This window comes from Microbulbifer sp. ABF4_143 (assembly GCF_056160225.1).
Genome location: NZ_JBSWWT010000010.1, coordinates 109,767 through 125,023, shown reverse-complemented (window position 1 = coordinate 125,023; position 15,257 = coordinate 109,767). Strand labels below are relative to the sequence as shown.

The following is a 15,257-nucleotide window of genomic DNA, read 5'->3' as shown; positions in this document are numbered from 1 at the left end:
GAGACTCCCTATGCTTAGCAATCGGATCGCCGCGCTGTTTTCCGGCTTCTTGTTCCTGACCCTCCTTTCCGCAACCTCCCTGGCCGAAACCAAAGTGCTTCAGCCCGAGACCGACCAGGGTGGCACGGCGCGAGAGATCGTCAGCAAGCTGGAAATGCTGCACTACAACAAACTGAAAGTCGGCGACGAGATGTCGGAGCAGCTCTGGGAGGAATACATCGAGGCCCTGGACCCGACCAAAAGCTACTTCCTCGCCTCGGATATCAGCGAATTCCGCGAGTGGCGCACCAAACTCGACGACCAGCTGCGCACCGGTCAGGTCCAGGCGGGCTTCGAGATCTACAACCGCTACCGCCTTCGGGTCACAGACCGCCTGAACAATATCCTCTCGCAGTTGGACAAGGGCCTGCCCGCGTTTGACTTCACCCGCGACGAATCCCTGCTGCTGGATCGCGAGGACAGCGAATGGCCGGCCTCCATCAGCGCCGCCGACGAGCTGTGGCGCAAGCGCCTGAAGAGCAGCGTGCTGAACCTGCGCCTGACCGGCAAGAAGGACGACGAAATCCGCGACCTGCTGGTGCGCCGCTACAAGGGCCAGCTCAAGCGCGTCGAGCAGCAGAACAGCGACGACGTGTTCGAGCTCTATATGAACTCCCTGACCCGCCTGTACGACCCGCACAGCAACTACCTGTCGCCGCGCTCGCTGGAAAACTTCAACATGAGCATGTCCCTGTCCCTCGAGGGCATAGGCGCGGTGCTGCAGGCGGACGAGGAATACACCAAGGTGGCGCGGCTGGTGGCCGGCGGCCCGGCAGACCGCACCGGTAAGCTCAAGCCCAACGACAAGATAGTCGCGGTAGGTCAGGGCAAAGAGGGTGAGATGGTCGACGTAATCGGCTGGCGCCTGGACGACGTGGTCGACCTGATCCGCGGCGAGGCCGGCACCTTCGTGCGCCTGGAGACCATCCCCACCGGCGGCGACGGCAGCCACAGGACCATCCTGATCAAGCGCAGCAAAGTCAAGCTGGAGGACCAGGCGGCGAAGAAGGCCACCTTCGAATTCTCAGACGGCGAGAAGACCTACAAGATCGGCGTGATCAACCTGCCGACCTTCTATATCGACTTCGAGGCCTACCGCCGCCGCGACCCGAACTACAAGAGCACCACCCGCGACGTGGCCAAGCTGCTCGCGGAACTGAAGGAGGAGAAGGTCGACGGCATTATCCTGGATCTGCGCAACAACGGCGGCGGCTCCCTGCAGGAGGCCACCATGCTCACCGACCTGTTTATCGACCAGGGCCCGGTGGTGCAGATCCGCCACGCCAACGAGCAGATCTCGCGGCACAACCGCTCGCGCTCACGCGCCATGTACCGCGGCCCGCTGATGGTGCTGATCAACCGCCTGTCCGCGTCCGCGTCGGAGATCTTCGCCGGGGCCATCCAGGACTACAACCGCGGCCTGGTGGTGGGCAACCAGTCCTTCGGCAAGGGCACCGTGCAGACCATGGCGCCGCTGAAGGAAGGCCAGCTGAAGATCACCCAGTCTAAGTTCTACCGCGTGTCCGGCGACAGCACCCAGCACGCCGGCGTGACTCCGGATATCCCGATGCCGCAGCTGATCGATGCGGAGAGCGTCGGCGAGAGCGCCTACGACACCGCCCTGCCCTGGGACCGCATCCACGCGGTACCGCACGCAAAATACTTCAACCTGAAAGACCTGCTGCCGCAGCTGATCAGCAAGCACAACCAGCGCACCGCGGCGGATCCGGACTTTATCTTTCTGCGCGAGCAGTTCCAGTTCGAGAGCGAGCGCGCCGACCAGAAGTTCGTATCCCTGAACGAGCAGGCGCGGGAGGAGGAGCGCAAGCGCCTCAACGAGCGCCTGCTGACGATGGAAAACCGCCGCCGCACCGCCAAGGGCCTGGAGCCCTACGAGAGCTTCGAGGCCTACGAGGAAAGCGAATCCGCGGATGTCGCGACCATCGGCGGACCGGTGGAGATCAAGCTCGAGAAGGATCCGATCCTGAACGAGGCCGGCTATATCATGGCGGACTTTATCGGCCTGTCCGACAAGATCGCCAAGGCGCCGCCGCAGGTTGCCAACTTTTAAAAAATATTTTGGGGTGCGCACTGCGCACCCCAAACGTATAAAACCTCAGGTTGGGTATACCCAACCTCAGACTGCTGACAAAGTCCTGCAGCCAGATTGGAAGGCGAAGTGCTAGGACGAGTATTTCGAACCGTCGGCGGCAGGACGTCGCCGCCGGAGCGTACAGGGATGTATTTACAGCGTTTCGAAATACTCGTCCTAGTGCTTCGCCGCCACAGCACCTGATTAGGAGAAGGGCGGGGTTTATCAATGCACTGAGGTTGGGGAAACCCCAACCTTTTTATTTTCAGGGGGAAAAATGAAAGTCGTTTCCTTTAACGTCAACAGTATCCGCGCGCGTCTGCACCAGTTGGAGGCCCTGGTGGAATCCCAGTCTCCGGACATTATCGGCCTGCAGGAAACCAAGTGCACCGACGAGGATTTCCCGGTGGACGCGGTGCGCGACCTGGGCTACGAGGTCATCTACTTCGGCCAGAAGACCCACTACGGCGTCGCCCTGCTCTCCCGCTATCCGTTTGTCGACCGCGAATACGGCTTCCCCAAGGATGACAAGAACGCCCAGCGACGCATGGTCATGGGCAAATTCGATATCGGCGGCAAGGAACCGCTGACGGTCATCAACGGCTACTTCCCCCAGGGGGAAAACCGCGAGCACCCGGTCAAGTTCCCGGCCAAGCGCAAATACTACGCCGACCTGGACGATTACCTGCAGACCACCTGCAAGCCGGACGCGCCGGTGCTGGTAATCGGCGATATGAACATCTCCCCCACCGACCTGGATATCGGCATCGGCGAGCAGAATCGAAAGCGCTGGCTGCGCGACGGCAAATGCAGCTTCCTGCCCGAGGAGCGCGAATGGCTGCAGAAGATCCAGGACTGGGGCCTGGTGGACACCTTCCGCGCGCTGAACCCGGACACCGACGATGTCTTCAGCTGGTTCGATTACCGCAGCCGCGGCTTCGAGCGCGATCCCAAGCGCGGCCTGCGCATCGACCTGATACTGGCCAGCAGGCCGCTCGCGGAGGCCTGTGTGGACACCGGGGTCGACTACGAGATCCGCGGCATGGAGCGCCCGTCGGACCACGCCCCAGTCTGGGCCGAATTCAGGCTTTAATTCCGCCCGCAATGGCCGGACGCCCTCCGGCCATTTTTCGCCCTTCACATATATGATTTCCCATATATAATGCCGAAGGTCCATGGAGAGCCATTGGTGCGGCGCCCCGTACCGGCTCCCGGGAGACCCAGTTCAGCGGTATTTCGCGATGAATCCAGTTCAGTTTTACAAGTGTCTGGCCGATCCGACCCGCCTGCGCAGCCTGCTGCTGATCGCCTGCGAGGGCGAGCTGTGTGTGTGCGAACTGACCGCAGCGCTCGACGAGAGCCAGCCAAAGATATCCCGCCATCTGGCCCAGCTGCGCAACTGCGATCTGCTGCAGGACAGGCGCCGCGGGCAGTGGGTTTTTTACCGCATCAACCCCGCCCTGCCCCGCTGGGCCAAGGCGGTCCTGCATGAAACCCTGCAGGCCAACCGGAGCTTGATCGAAGACAACCAGCGCAAATTGAACCTGATGGGCGCAAGGCCAGAGCGCTGCGACCTGACCTGAAAAAATTTTACCGGTGCATATGCGATTTTCCGTATATACCCATTAACAGAGACAGAACCGGGAAGGTAAATCTGTGAAACTGCTATTTATCTGCACCCACAATCGCTGCCGCAGCATATTGAGCGAGGCAATCACCAATCACCTGGCACAGGGCCGGGTCACCGCCTACAGCGCAGGCAGTCAGCCGGCCGGGGAGGTACACCCCCTGTCTCTCAAATATCTCAAGGCCCGCGGCATCAGCACAGAAGGTTTGCAGAGCCAGTCCTGGGATGACTTCGAGGCAATGGCGCCCGATGTGGTGATCACCGTCTGCGACAGCGCAGCCAACGAGAGCTGTCCGGTCTGGTTCGGCAATACCGTCAAAGTCCATTGGGGGCTGCCGGATCCTTCCAGGTTAAATGGACCGGCAGAGGCTATCGAATCCGCATTCTTCGAGGTCATGGACACCATCGAACAGCGCATTCGCAAACTGTTGGCACTGGATCTGGAGCAGCTGTCGCCAGCACAGCTGCAGCTGGCACTCGAATCCATCGCTTCGGAGGATTGATTGATGGGACTCTTTGAACGTTATCTGACCCTGTGGGTGGGGCTGAGCATTATCATTGGTGTCGCTCTGGGCAATCTGTTCCCCGGGTTGTTCGAGTGGTTTTCGGCCCAGGAGATCGCGCATGTCAATATCCCGGTGGCGCTGTTTATCTGGGTGATGATCTACCCGATGATGGTTCAGGTGGATTTTTTCTCCATCAAGGATGTCGGGAAAAAGCCCAGGGGACTGCTCCTGACCCTGTTTATCAACTGGCTGGTCAAACCTTTCACTATGGCGGCGCTGGGCTGGCTGTTTTTCCGTGTGCTGTTTGCCGACCTCGTCGATCCGCAGTCGGCTACGGAATACATTGCCGGCATGATCTTACTCGGAGTCGCACCCTGCACCGCCATGGTATTCGTCTGGAGCCATCTGACCGAGGGCGATGCCAACTACACCCTGGTGCAGGTATCGGTGAATGATCTCATCATGATCTTCGCCTTCGCGCCCATTGCCGGGTTCCTGCTCGGCGTGACCGATGTGACCGTCCCCTGGGATACGCTGCTGCTGTCGGTTTTACTCTATGTTGTTATCCCGTTGGTGGCCGGGGTATTCACGCGCAGAGTACTGGACTCGACCAATAATCACGCGCGGCTGAATCACTTTATCCACCGGTTGAAGCCCATCTCCATCGCCGGTCTACTGGCAACCGTGGTGCTGTTGTTTGGCTTCCAGGCGGAGACCATCATGGCCGAGCCACTGGCAATTGCACTGATTGCCATTCCGCTGCTGATACAGACTTACGGCATTTTCGCTCTCGCCTATGGCTCAGCCAAGGCCTTGAAGCTGCCGCACAATATAGCCACGCCCGCGGCCATGATCGGCACCTCGAACTTCTTTGAGCTGGCGGTGGCCGTAGCCATCTCATTGTTCGGGCTGCAATCCGGCGCCGCACTCGCTACCGTTGTCGGAGTCCTCGTCGAGGTGCCCGTTATGCTCACGCTGGTAGCTTTCGCCAACCGCACGCGCCACTGGTTTGGGGAGGCCGCCGCATGAAGACCGATACACTGCCCAATATCGAGCGCGACTGCCTTCAACCGATCGATCGGGAAAAGCTGCAGTCGGGGATCAGCGAGACCAAGCCCAAAATTCTGTTGCTCTACGGCTCACTGCGCGCCCGCTCATTCAGCCGGCTGGCGGCGGAGGAGGCCCGCCGGCTGCTGGAGCTATTCGGCGCGGAGACACGCATGTTCAATCCGTCCGGCCTGCCGCTGCCGGACGATGCCGACCAGGAGCACCCGAAGGTCCAGGAGCTGCGCGCACTCGCCCAATGGTGCGACGGCATGGTCTGGTCCTCGCCCGAGCGACACGGCGCCATGACCGGTGTCATGAAGGCGCAGATCGATTGGATTCCGCTGTCACTGGGCGGCGTGCGACCGACCCAGGGAAAGACACTGGCCCTAATGCAGGTCTGCGGCGGCTCCCAGTCTTTCAACGCGGTCAACCAGATGCGCGTGCTGGGCCGCTGGATGCGGATGGTCACCATACCCAACCAGTCCTCGGTGCCAAAGGCCTGGCTGGAATTTGGAGACGACGACAGGATGAAACCCTCACCCTTCTACGACAGGATCGTCGACGTGATGGAAGAGTTGATGAAGTTCACCCTGCTGTTGAAAGACAAAAAAGAATACTTCGTCGACCGCTATTCCGAGCGCAAGGAAAGCGAAGCCGAATTCCGCAAGCGCATCGACCAGCGGGCACTGCAGAATCCCACCGAATAGCCACTGCCTCGACAGCGCCGCCCCAGCCGGCGCTGTCGCACAGCAAGAGGGATTATCATTCGCCCAGCGCCCGGTTCAGTATCCCCGCCAGGCGCACACCGCCCTGGCGCAGGCGCTCTTCGACAATTCCCCGGTTGCGCAAATAATAGGCCTCGCCGAGATTGGCCTCTGCCGTGTAGGCGTGGCTGTGCACCAGGCGCTGCGACTCGGCCGCCCAGTCCGGCGCCCCAGTGGCCTGCCAGCGCCGGCGCTGCTGCTCGGTGATTTCGCCCAACTGGGCATGGGCATACTGTTTCCAGTCCCGTACAAAGCCGGCCGGCAGGTAGATATCCCAGAGGGCATGCAGGTTCGTCGGATAGCCGAAAAACTGCACTTCTATATCATTGCCACCCCTGTCTGCAGCCAGCCCTGTGTGCAGCGGCTGGTGCAGGTCGCCGACAAAGTGCGCGATAAACAGCAGCGCCTCGACGCGCTCCCGCTGCGGCGCATCGTCTTCGCTCAGCTTTCCTTCGAACTCTGCCAGCGCCTTGAGGATACAGCCGGCGGGTGGACAGTCCCTGGTCTCGACATAGCCGCTCCACTCGCGCGGCAGGCTGATATAGTGCAGCGGCGCCGCCCAGTCGTAGTTGCTGTCGCTGCGGATCCGGTCGGCCCAGGTTGCCGCCTCGGCCAGGCTCGGCTCTCCGGCGCTTTGCAGCAGCTGACTCACTTCCGCCCGCACCTCGGGGCGCAGATGACTCCAGGCAATCTCACCCACCACCCTGTGCCCGTCGTCGCCCCAGGAAAACACCTCGGCACTGAAAAAGAGGAGTGAAAGCACCGAAAAAAGTCGCAGAAGTCTGTTTGTGTTGTTCACCGAAAAATTCCCCCGCTGTAAATGACCGCCCCAGCCTAATGACAATTTGTGACAAAAAGTGAACCGTCATATTTATTCAAGAAATTAGAGACAAAAGCGCAACAATTCCTTCACTCGACCGTCAACTGCTCCTGGTAAAAATCCCGCTGGCCAGGGCTCGGCAACGGGACACTGCGCCAATAACAAAGACTTTTCACCGCCAACGGATGGCGTCACCCGCCAGCCGCATTGGTTATTTTCGAGACCAGGAGAATTTCATGAAACGCTGCTTGTTCCCGCGCGCACTCTTGTCCGCTGCGGTGATCTCTGCGATGGGCGCGGCGCCCATGGCTTTCGCGCAGGAGACGTCCGCCACCATTCGCGGCATTGTCACCGGGATCAATGGCGAACCGGTCGACAAGGCCAGGATCACCGTTGTTCACACCCCTTCAAACAGCCGCAGCGAGATTACCAGCGGCGATTCCGGTCATTTCAACCTCAGCGGCCTGCGAGTGGGCGGCCCCTACCGGATTACGGTAGAGTCCGATCAGGGCGAGCGGGTATTGAACGGCATCTATCTGACCCTCGGCGATCCACTGTCCCTGCCCGTCAATCTGGATGCGCCGGCCCTGGAAGAAGTGCACGTGGTCGCGCGCCTCGAGGAGAGCGCCAGCACCGTCGTCGGCCCCGCCTCCCACTTTACCCGCGCCGATCTCGAGCACGCCCCCTCGGTCAATCGCGACCTGAAAGACCTGGTGCGCCTCGACCCGCGTGTCTATATCGACGAGTCCTACGCGGACGGCATCCAGTGTGCCGGCGCCAATCCGCGTTTCAACAGCCTCACCGTCGACGGCGTGCGCATGAACGACAATTTCGGCCTGAACAGCAACGGCTACCCCACCGAGCGCATGCCCTTCTCCTACGACGCGATCGACCAGGTGGCGCTGGAGCTGGCGCCCTTCGACGTCCAGTACGGCGGCTTCAGCGCCTGTAACATCAATGCGGTGACCAAGTCCGGCAGCAACGAGTGGCACGGTTCCGTCGTCTACGACTATACCGACGACGGCATGCAGGGGGATTCACTGGAAGGCGACGAGTTCCATGTGGAATCCTTCGACGAGCAGCGCTACGCCACCACCCTGTCCGGTCCGATCATTCCCGACAAGCTGTTCTTCTTTACCGCCTACGAGAAGCTGGACGGCGTGGACACCTTCGAACGCGGCCCGGCCGGTTCCGGCGCGCCCACCGAGGTCCAGGGCGTCAGCCGGGCCCAGGTGGACGAGATACTGCGTATCGCGCGCGATGTCTACGGCTATGAGCCCGGCGGCCTGCCCACCAGCCTGCCGGTGGAAGACGAGAAGCTGCTGGTAAAACTGGACTGGAATATCAGCGACGGCCAGCGCGCCGCCTTTACCTACAACTACAACGACGGCTTCCATATCGCGGAGTCCGACGGCGACAGCGACGAGCTGGAGTTCTCCAACCACTATTACGAGCGCGGCGCCGAGCTGAACGCCTATGTGGCCCAGCTGTTCTCCGACTGGAGCGATATCTTCTCCACCGAGCTGAAAATCGGCTACTCGGAACTGGATAACCGCCAGCTCTCCCTCGGCGGTACGGACTTCGGCGAAGTACAGATCCGCACTTCCAATGACCACGACGGCGACGGCAGCGCCTCCAGGGCCACGGTCTACCTGGGTGCGGACGACTCCCGCCACGCCAACAAGCTCAGCTACGAAACCCTGACCCTGAAGCTGGCGGGCAACCTGCAGCTGGACGCGCACAACCTCTACTTCGGCTACGAGCGCGATACCTTCGATGTCTTCAATATGTTCGTGCAGGAGGCCGAGGGCGAATACCGTTTCAACAGCATCGAAGACTTCGCGGCCGGTATCGCCGACCGCATCACCTACGAAAACGCCGCCGGCAGCAACGATCCCACCGACGCCGGTGCGGAGTTTTCCTACACCACCAACTCCATCTACGCCCAGGATGAATACCAGTTCGCCAATGTCGACCTGACCCTGGTCGCCGGCCTGCGCTACGACTGGTACACGAGCGATGACCACCCGGTGGAAAACCCGGCGGTTGAAGCCGCCTACGGCATTCGCAACACGGAAAACATGGACGGCAAGGACCTGCTGCAGCCGCGCCTGGGGCTGAACTGGAACGTGAACGACCGGCTGGAGATCCACGGCGGTATCGGCCTCTACTCCGGCGGCAACCCCAATGTGTGGATCTCCAACAACTACTCCAACAACGGCGTCATCCAGTTGGAGGTGCAGGATGAAAGCGGTATCCCCCTGGCGGATATGGACTGGAACGGCAGCGGCCGCCCCATCTACGATATTCCGCAGCACCTGTACGACCAGGTGGCCAGCGGCAGCACCTCCGGCAGCGTCAACCTGATGGATCCGGACTTCGAGATTCCGTCCAGCTGGAAATACGCGCTGGGCGGCAGCTACCTGTTCGAGAGCGGCTACCTGGCCAGCATCGACCTGCTGCACAGCGAGTTCCGGGACGCCGCCATCATCCGCGACATTTCCCTGGAGCGGGTCGGCACCGCCGCCGCAGACGGCCGGCCCCTCTACGCCGCCACCAACGGCCGCAGACAAGACTATATGCTGACCAATGTGAACGGCGACTCCGGCTATGCCACCTCCCTGTCGCTGGGTCTTTCCAGATCCTTCGACTTCGGCCTCGACCTGGCTCTGGGCTACGCCTATACCGAGGCGGAGGATGTCAACCCGATGACCAGCTCCGTGGCCTTTTCCAATTACAGCGGCGTGGCCACGGCCAACGCCCAGGACCCGGGCACCGCGACCTCCAACTATGTGGTGCCGCACCGTTTCACGCTGAAGCTGGACTACGGCCGCGAGTTCTTTGACGGCTACGAAACCCGCGTGACCCTGTTCGGCACCCTGAACGAGGGCCGCCCCTACACCTACACCTTTGAAGACAGCGCTTACGGCAGCAGCTTCGGCAGCTACGCCGACCGCTTCCGCCAGCTGCTGTATGTGCCGAGCGGCGAGAGCGATCCGGGCGTCGTCTTCGGGGACGACTTCGATACCGAGGCCTTCTTCGCCTGGGCCGACAAGGAGGGGCTGGATCGCGGCAGGATCGTCGAGCGCAACGAGCTGACCAGCGACTGGTGGAGCCGCCTGGACCTGCGCATCAACCAGGAGCTGCCCGGCTTCCGCGCCGGCGACCGCGCCAACGCCTACTTCGTGGTGGAAAACCTGGGCAACCTGCTGAACGACGACTGGGGCGTGATGGTCGAGACCGGCTTCCCGCTGTCCCAGGCCGCCGTCAAGGTCAGCATGGACGAGCAGAACCGCTATGTGTTCGAGGAATTCCTCGATCCGGCCGGACAGACCCGGGTGGCCGAACCTTCGTTCTGGAAGGCGCGCCTGGGGATTCGCTACCAATTCTAGGCTGGCCGCAGGGGGGCGAACCTTGCGTTCGCCCCCTTTTAGGCGTCCCCGAGCCAGCGCTCCAGGGTCTCCCGCAACAGATCCTTGCTCAGCGGCTTGGTCAGGAAGTCATCCATACCCGCCGCGAGGCAGCGGCCCTCGAACTGCTCCTCCGTGGTACTGGTCAGGGCGATAATCGGCAGGCGGTCTTCCGGTGTGTTCTCCGCCTCCCAGTGGCGCAGGCGCTCGATAATCTCCGCGCTGTGTTCGGTGTTCTGCTGGCAGTCCACCAGCAACAGGTCGTAGTTCCCTTCCGGTAGCCGCTCCAGCGCATCCACCACGGACGCCGCCACATCCACCCGGTAGCCGAGCGCCTGCAGCATCTCCTCCGTCACCCCCTGGTGCTGGCGAGACTCCTCGACCAGCAGCAGCGAGTAGCGCCGCGGCCTGTCGCCGCCGCTGGATACGATGCGCCGGCTGGCCTTCTTCACACCGCCAAACAGCCGCGAGATCAACGCATCGTGCAGCTCCTTGCGCGTAACGGGCCGCTCGAGATACTGGGCGGAGGGGAGCGCCTGCAGCAGCCGGGTGAAATCGGGCTTGTGGCCGTAGCCCCCGAGGCAGATCAGCTGGCACTCGCCGGTATCCAGCGCCGTCTCGCGGAAAAATTTCGCCACCGCAGTGAGCAGGCCGTTGTCGCCCATGGCCGGCGCCAGCAGAATCAGCTGCCTGCGCTCCAGCGCCAGCTGCAGTGCAGTCTCCACCGTCTCACGGGTATCGGCGCTCCACTGCAACGTACCCGTTTCCATACCGAAAGAGCGCAACACCTGGGCCAGCCCCGCCACGAACAGCCCCTTCTGGTGCAGCAGCAGCACCTCGAAGTCCTGCAGGCGCCGGTCCGGAGTCAGGTAGACCCGCTGGTTGGGCTCCATCGTGAATTTGACCATTACCTGGTAGCGGTTGCCTTCCGGCGTCGAATGCAGTTGCAGATAGCCGCCCATGGCCTCCGCCAGCCCCTTGGCGATAGACAGACCGAGGCCGGTGGTGACCTGGGTGGTGTCGGTGCGCGAGAAGGCACCGAACAGCTCGCTCTCGTCCGGCAGTATCTCGCCGCGGCCGTCGTCCTTGAGGCTGATGGTCAGTTGCCCCTCGGCGCTGGTTATCGGGGTGAAGCTCACCTGCCCCCAGAGCTCGCCCACCTGGGCGATGACCGTGGCCGAGTCCACCAGGTTGCGGATCAGCTGCGCCGTCTTGCGGTTGTCGCCGGTCACCATCACCGGCAGGTTGTCGTCGATCTGGAAGTTGAACTCCAGGCGCTGGCGGTGCGCGGCGCGCGCGGCGAACTTGAAGGACTTCTCGATCGTCTTGACCAGGTTGAAGGTACCCTGGCGCAGGCGGATATCCCTGCGCGCCACCCGGGTGAAAAGCCCCACATTGTCCACCAGCTTCAGCTGCTGGCTGCCGGCCGTCTTCGCCAGGCGCACCCACTCCCGCTGGCGCTCGCTCAGCGGCTCCGCTTCCAGCAGCGCCAGGGCGCCGAGGGAGTCGGAAAGCTGGCTGCGGAACTCCTGGCCGATATTGGCGATAAACTCATTGGTCAGCTCCACCGCCGCCTCCGAGTGCTTGCGCGCCTCCGCCAGACTGCTGGCGCGCTGCTGCAGCTCCTGCATCGCGGCCAGGCGGTCCCAGTAGTTTTCGGACTCGCGGCGCGCCTGGTGGGCGGTCAGCCAGACAAACGCCAGGGTCAGGGCCCCGTAGATGGTGCCGAGAATCTCCCCGGAGAGGACCGCCATGGCCGCGGCGGGCAACAGCGGTGCCGCGACGAACAAGGTCAGGAAGCGGTGATAGGGGGCGAATACGGTAGTGACACTGGAGCAGAAGATGACCGTATACAGCCACAGGAAGTGGGTCTCAGGCGCGAACCCCAGCAGCCAGACGTAACAGAACAGAATCCCCCCCCACCAGGCGGCCACGATGGTGGAGGAGAGGAAGTAGCGGCGGCGCCAGCGATTCGGGCCGGTGGAATAGAGGTAGTTGAAGCGGAAAACGTAGTAACCGCGCAGCAGCGTCAGCAGCACGAAGCCGATACCCAGGATCAGCAGCAGGCGCGGCGCCTCGACGCGCATATCGCCAATCGCCGCGGCAATCGCGAAGGCGCACAGCGAAAGCAGCATACCGCGGCGGCTGTACTTCGCGATACGCGTATCGGTGGCGCGGCAGACACGGCGGTCTTTCTGTACCTTGAGTTCGGGGCGATCAAAAATCGGCATAGAGATCTTCCCTGCGCAAGCGGGCTACCGGGCACGCCGGCGGCCTCAGCCTAGTCCCAGCACCTCGACGAGTACTGTTTTGATAAGGAAACCGAGCAACCCCAGGCCCAGCGCAATAAACAGGATAAAGGTGCCAAACCGGCCCGCCCTGGACTCCTTCGCCAGGTTCCAGACGATGAACACCATAAATAGGATGAGTCCGCCGACTCCCAGCCACAGGGAGTACTCTTCAAACTGCTCGAACGACATGCAGCTGCCCGCTTCAAAAATTGGCGCGCATTGTACAGCGGCCGCCGCTTAGTGGCGAGAGGCCGGCAGACCGCCAGCGACCATCCGGTCGCGTGCCGCCGCCACCGCCCTAACGGCTTCAGGCTCCCTGATAGTAGTCGCCGTCCTCCGCCGCGCGGGTGCCGCAGCGCAGGCGCCGCACCTCCCGGTCGCGGTAGCGGCTGTCGTGCCAGCAGCGCGGCAGCGCCTCTCCGGAGAGGAAGCACAACTGGGTCTTGTCGAAGACCTCGGGGTCCTGCATCTCCTCTCCCCACAGGTAGCGGCCGACCACCGTCAGCTCGTAGGGATTGGACAAGGTGACGATATCCGCCACCTCGACCAGGTGATTCGTGGATGTATCTTTGAACAGCATTTTGGCACCCGTTTCGTCTCGCTACCCTCAGTATAGGGCTTCCGGCGCCAAAGCTTGCGGCACGGTGCAGACCGGCACCGCGCAGGTCGCTCAGATATACATCGCATCAATTCGAAAGCTTTCCGGAAAATAACCGCAAATTCAACAATGAAATCGAAAAGTAGCCCGACAGAGGATCGTATAAATCCGAAGATGGGCCCTAGCCCTCCAGCGTCAGGCGCGCGGCCACCATGCCCTCTTCCGGCAGCGCATCCAGATTCAGGGTGCGGATACTGAACTGCTGCTGCATCAGGTTGTTGAGCCAGGGCTGCAGGTCCTGATAGCGGGCCTCCTCGATCCACAGGCGGATGCGCCCGTCGCCCTCGGGCTCGAAGCGCTTGATGGTGATGCCCTGCTGCTTGGCTGCGGCGGTCACCCGCTGCAACAGGGTGCCGGAGGCCTGCGCGCGGGCGGCCGGTTCCAGGCGCTCCAGCACCGGGCGCTGGGACTCTATCCAGCGCACCAGCCGGCGCGACTCGTCGGCGCGGGCGCGGGCGTCGTCGAAAAAGTGCTTGGCCGGCATAAACAGGCCGTAGACCAGGAAGAGCCCGCCCAGAAACAGGATCAGGACACCCAGCGCGCGCTGGTCGTTCGGGGGCAGCGCCTGCCACTTCTGCTGCCACTGCTCGAATTGTTCTTTCATCATGCTTTCACTGCCAATTTGATTCGCCGACGACCGTGTAGTGCAGCCGCTGGCCAGCGGACCGGCGCGCCGTCAGCGCAGCCGGATACGCCCGGAGACCCCCTTGTCCAATTCGTTGGCCCCGAGCAGGTCGGCGCGGAACTCGCCGCCGGACAGGCGGCCGACAAAAGTGTCCAGGTCCGTCAGGTTGGGCGCCTGCAGCTGCAGCACCATCTCGCCGCGGTTGCCGTCGAAGCGCAGCGACTGCAGTTTCAGGGAGCCGCCCTTATGCTGCTCCCAGACGCGGCTCAGTTGCTGCATCTGGGCACCGAAATTGCCGCCGCTGGAGCCGGCACTTCTCAGGTAGCCCTCGATCTGACGGCGCAGCCCCTCCTGCGGCCTGACGCCGGGGAAGAGATCGCCAAACAGCGCGCGCGCCTCTGCCTCGGCGCTGTTGGCCTGCCACTGCAGATAGCCGCCGGCGGCCACAAACAGCAGCAGCTGTGCCGCGAAGCAGGCCGCGGCCACCTTGGCGGGCCGGACCCACCAGTTGCCTTTCTCGTCGCCCTGGTCCAGCTGGTAGTCACCGCTCATCAGGTTGGCGAGACGCGCCGGTTTACAGCGCGCCAACAGCGCCTCCTCGGGCGCCTGCTCCAGGGTCTGCAGCCGGTCTCCGAACAGGGATTCCAGCTCCGCCGCGGCCATCGCGTCCCCTGCGCCGGCACCGAGCAGCTGCAACCCCGGTCCCTCGCGCTCCGGGTCCGTATCGTCGCCGGCGTCGCCCTCCGCCAGGGGCGCCAGCAGCGGCTGCAGGTGCTGGCGGCGCACACTCAGCCCGTGCCCGCGCTTGTGCCAGATATGCGCCTGGTCGCCATCGAGCCACAGGGCGATATCGCCCTCGAGCAGATCCAGCAGCTGGTACTCGGGCAACGCGGCCGCGATGGGCCAGTTCAGGCGCTGCAGCTGGCCGTGCAGCGCGTCCATCTTCTCCGTCGCGATCGCGTAAACGCTGCAGAGGTCGCCGCTGCGCGGCTGGCAGACGAAGTGCAGCGCGTCCACATCCTCCGCCAGGCGGTCTTCGACCATATAACCGATCGCCCGGGGCTGGCGGCGCGCGGCCTTTGGAATCGTCTCCAGGCCGCTCCAGATCCAGTTGCCGGGCAACAGCAGCAGGGCCCGCGCGCCCTCGGGAAAGTCGAGGCGCACGGCCCCGTCCGGGCTGTCCGCGCTTGCGCAGTCTGGGTTGAAGGCGCGCACGAAGGTGTCGTCCAGCGCTACCGGGCGCCAGCCGTCGCGGCTCCAGCAGTGCAGCTGCACCGGCCCGTCGGGCCCCCCCCCCTCGCGGAGGCGCAGCAGTATCAACTGCCTGGAGGCCGCGGCGGAACCTTTGTCGACACTCGAACTAATTGCTGTAAGCATA

At 62.9% G+C, this 15,257-nt stretch carries 13 protein-coding genes; 7 read left to right on the top strand and 6 right to left on the bottom strand.

Annotation, left to right across the window (positions count from 1 at the left end; translation table 11 throughout):
* Positions 1–10 precede the first annotated feature (10 nt).
* The 6 genes from ACXAF3_RS10000 to arsH all read left to right on the top strand — a co-directional run bounded on the left by ACXAF3_RS10000 (position 11) and on the right by arsH (position 6,018).
* Positions 11–2,110 (top strand): carboxy terminal-processing peptidase, encoded by a 2,100-nt coding sequence (locus tag ACXAF3_RS10000; RefSeq protein ID WP_475112151.1) that lies wholly within the window; start codon positions 11–13, stop codon positions 2,108–2,110.
* A 298-nt stretch (positions 2,111–2,408) separates the two neighbouring features.
* Positions 2,409–3,224, top strand: coding sequence for an exodeoxyribonuclease III (xthA, locus tag ACXAF3_RS09995; protein WP_475112150.1), 816 nt, complete (start codon positions 2,409–2,411; stop codon positions 3,222–3,224).
* 148 nt (positions 3,225–3,372) lie between these two features.
* Positions 3,373–3,714 (top strand): metalloregulator ArsR/SmtB family transcription factor, encoded by a 342-nt coding sequence (locus ACXAF3_RS09990; RefSeq protein ID WP_475112149.1) that lies wholly within the window; start codon positions 3,373–3,375, stop codon positions 3,712–3,714.
* 73 nt (positions 3,715–3,787) lie between these two features.
* Entirely contained in the window at positions 3,788–4,261 is a 474-nt protein-coding gene (locus ACXAF3_RS09985; protein WP_475112148.1) for an arsenate reductase ArsC, read from the top strand.
* Between the two features lie 3 nt (positions 4,262–4,264).
* Positions 4,265–5,293 carry an ACR3 family arsenite efflux transporter gene (gene arsB / locus ACXAF3_RS09980; RefSeq protein ID WP_475112147.1) on the top strand — a complete coding sequence of 343 codons (1,029 nt, stop codon included), beginning with the start codon at positions 4,265–4,267 and terminating at the stop codon, positions 5,291–5,293.
* Positions 5,290–6,018, top strand: coding sequence for an arsenical resistance protein ArsH (gene arsH, locus ACXAF3_RS09975; protein ID WP_475112146.1), 729 nt, complete (start codon positions 5,290–5,292; stop codon positions 6,016–6,018). The genes arsB and arsH overlap by 4 nt, the downstream gene beginning before the upstream one ends.
* 55 nt (positions 6,019–6,073) lie before the next feature.
* Here arsH and ACXAF3_RS09970 read toward each other — a convergent pair whose 3' ends face one another.
* Positions 6,074–6,874: a S1/P1 nuclease gene (locus ACXAF3_RS09970; RefSeq protein WP_475112145.1), complete on the bottom strand. Its 801-nt coding sequence runs from the start codon at positions 6,872–6,874 to the stop codon at positions 6,074–6,076.
* 257 nt (positions 6,875–7,131) lie between these two features.
* Here ACXAF3_RS09970 and ACXAF3_RS09965 point away from each other — a divergent pair, with 257 nt between their 5' ends.
* Entirely contained in the window at positions 7,132–10,287 is a 3,156-nt protein-coding gene (locus ACXAF3_RS09965) for a TonB-dependent receptor (protein ID WP_475112144.1), read from the top strand.
* Positions 10,288–10,325: 38 nt separating this feature from the next.
* On the opposite strand, the gene ACXAF3_RS09960 is transcribed toward ACXAF3_RS09965, so the two are convergent.
* The 5 genes from ACXAF3_RS09960 to gspL all read right to left on the bottom strand — a co-directional run bounded on the left by ACXAF3_RS09960 (position 10,326) and on the right by gspL (position 15,256).
* A complete protein-coding gene (locus ACXAF3_RS09960) occupies positions 10,326–12,536 on the bottom strand; it encodes a response regulator (RefSeq protein ID WP_475112143.1) in 2,211 nt (736 codons plus the stop codon).
* Between the two features lie 45 nt (positions 12,537–12,581).
* A complete protein-coding gene (locus tag ACXAF3_RS09955) occupies positions 12,582–12,785 on the bottom strand; it encodes a DUF2788 domain-containing protein (protein ID WP_475112142.1) in 204 nt (67 codons plus the stop codon).
* 118 nt (positions 12,786–12,903) lie between these two features.
* Positions 12,904–13,176 carry an acetyltransferase gene (locus ACXAF3_RS09950; RefSeq protein WP_323844165.1) on the bottom strand — a complete coding sequence of 91 codons (273 nt, stop codon included), beginning with the start codon at positions 13,174–13,176 and terminating at the stop codon, positions 12,904–12,906.
* A gap of 199 nt (positions 13,177–13,375) precedes the next feature.
* Positions 13,376–13,861, bottom strand: a complete 486-nt coding sequence (gspM, locus tag ACXAF3_RS09945; RefSeq protein WP_475112141.1) for a type II secretion system protein GspM — start codon at positions 13,859–13,861, stop codon at positions 13,376–13,378.
* A gap of 69 nt (positions 13,862–13,930) precedes the next feature.
* Complete coding sequence (gene gspL, locus ACXAF3_RS09940; protein WP_475112140.1) at positions 13,931–15,256, bottom strand: type II secretion system protein GspL; 1,326 nt, start codon at positions 15,254–15,256, stop codon at positions 13,931–13,933.
* Position 15,257 lies beyond the last annotated feature (1 nt).

Bases quoted from the DNA above. Each gene is read 5' to 3' on its own strand.
- ACXAF3_RS10000 (WP_475112151.1), top strand. From the start codon at position 11: ATGCTTAGCAATCGGATCGCCGCGCTGTTTTCCGGCTTCTTGTTCCTG.
- xthA (WP_475112150.1), top strand. From the start codon at position 2,409: ATGAAAGTCGTTTCCTTTAACGTCAACAGTATCCGCGCGCGTCTGCAC.
- ACXAF3_RS09990 (WP_475112149.1), top strand. From the start codon at position 3,373: ATGAATCCAGTTCAGTTTTACAAGTGTCTGGCCGATCCGACCCGCCTG.
- arsB (WP_475112147.1), top strand. From the start codon at position 4,265: ATGGGACTCTTTGAACGTTATCTGACCCTGTGGGTGGGGCTGAGCATT.
- arsH (WP_475112146.1), top strand. From the start codon at position 5,290: ATGAAGACCGATACACTGCCCAATATCGAGCGCGACTGCCTTCAACCG.
- ACXAF3_RS09965 (WP_475112144.1), top strand. From the start codon at position 7,132: ATGAAACGCTGCTTGTTCCCGCGCGCACTCTTGTCCGCTGCGGTGATC.
- ACXAF3_RS09960 (WP_475112143.1), bottom strand. From the start codon at position 12,536: ATGCCGATTTTTGATCGCCCCGAACTCAAGGTACAGAAAGACCGCCGT.
- ACXAF3_RS09955 (WP_475112142.1), bottom strand. From the start codon at position 12,785: ATGTCGTTCGAGCAGTTTGAAGAGTACTCCCTGTGGCTGGGAGTCGGC.
- ACXAF3_RS09950 (WP_323844165.1), bottom strand. From the start codon at position 13,176: ATGCTGTTCAAAGATACATCCACGAATCACCTGGTCGAGGTGGCGGAT.
- gspM (WP_475112141.1), bottom strand. From the start codon at position 13,861: ATGATGAAAGAACAATTCGAGCAGTGGCAGCAGAAGTGGCAGGCGCTG.
- gspL (WP_475112140.1), bottom strand. From the start codon at position 15,256: ATGCTTACAGCAATTAGTTCGAGTGTCGACAAAGGTTCCGCCGCGGCC.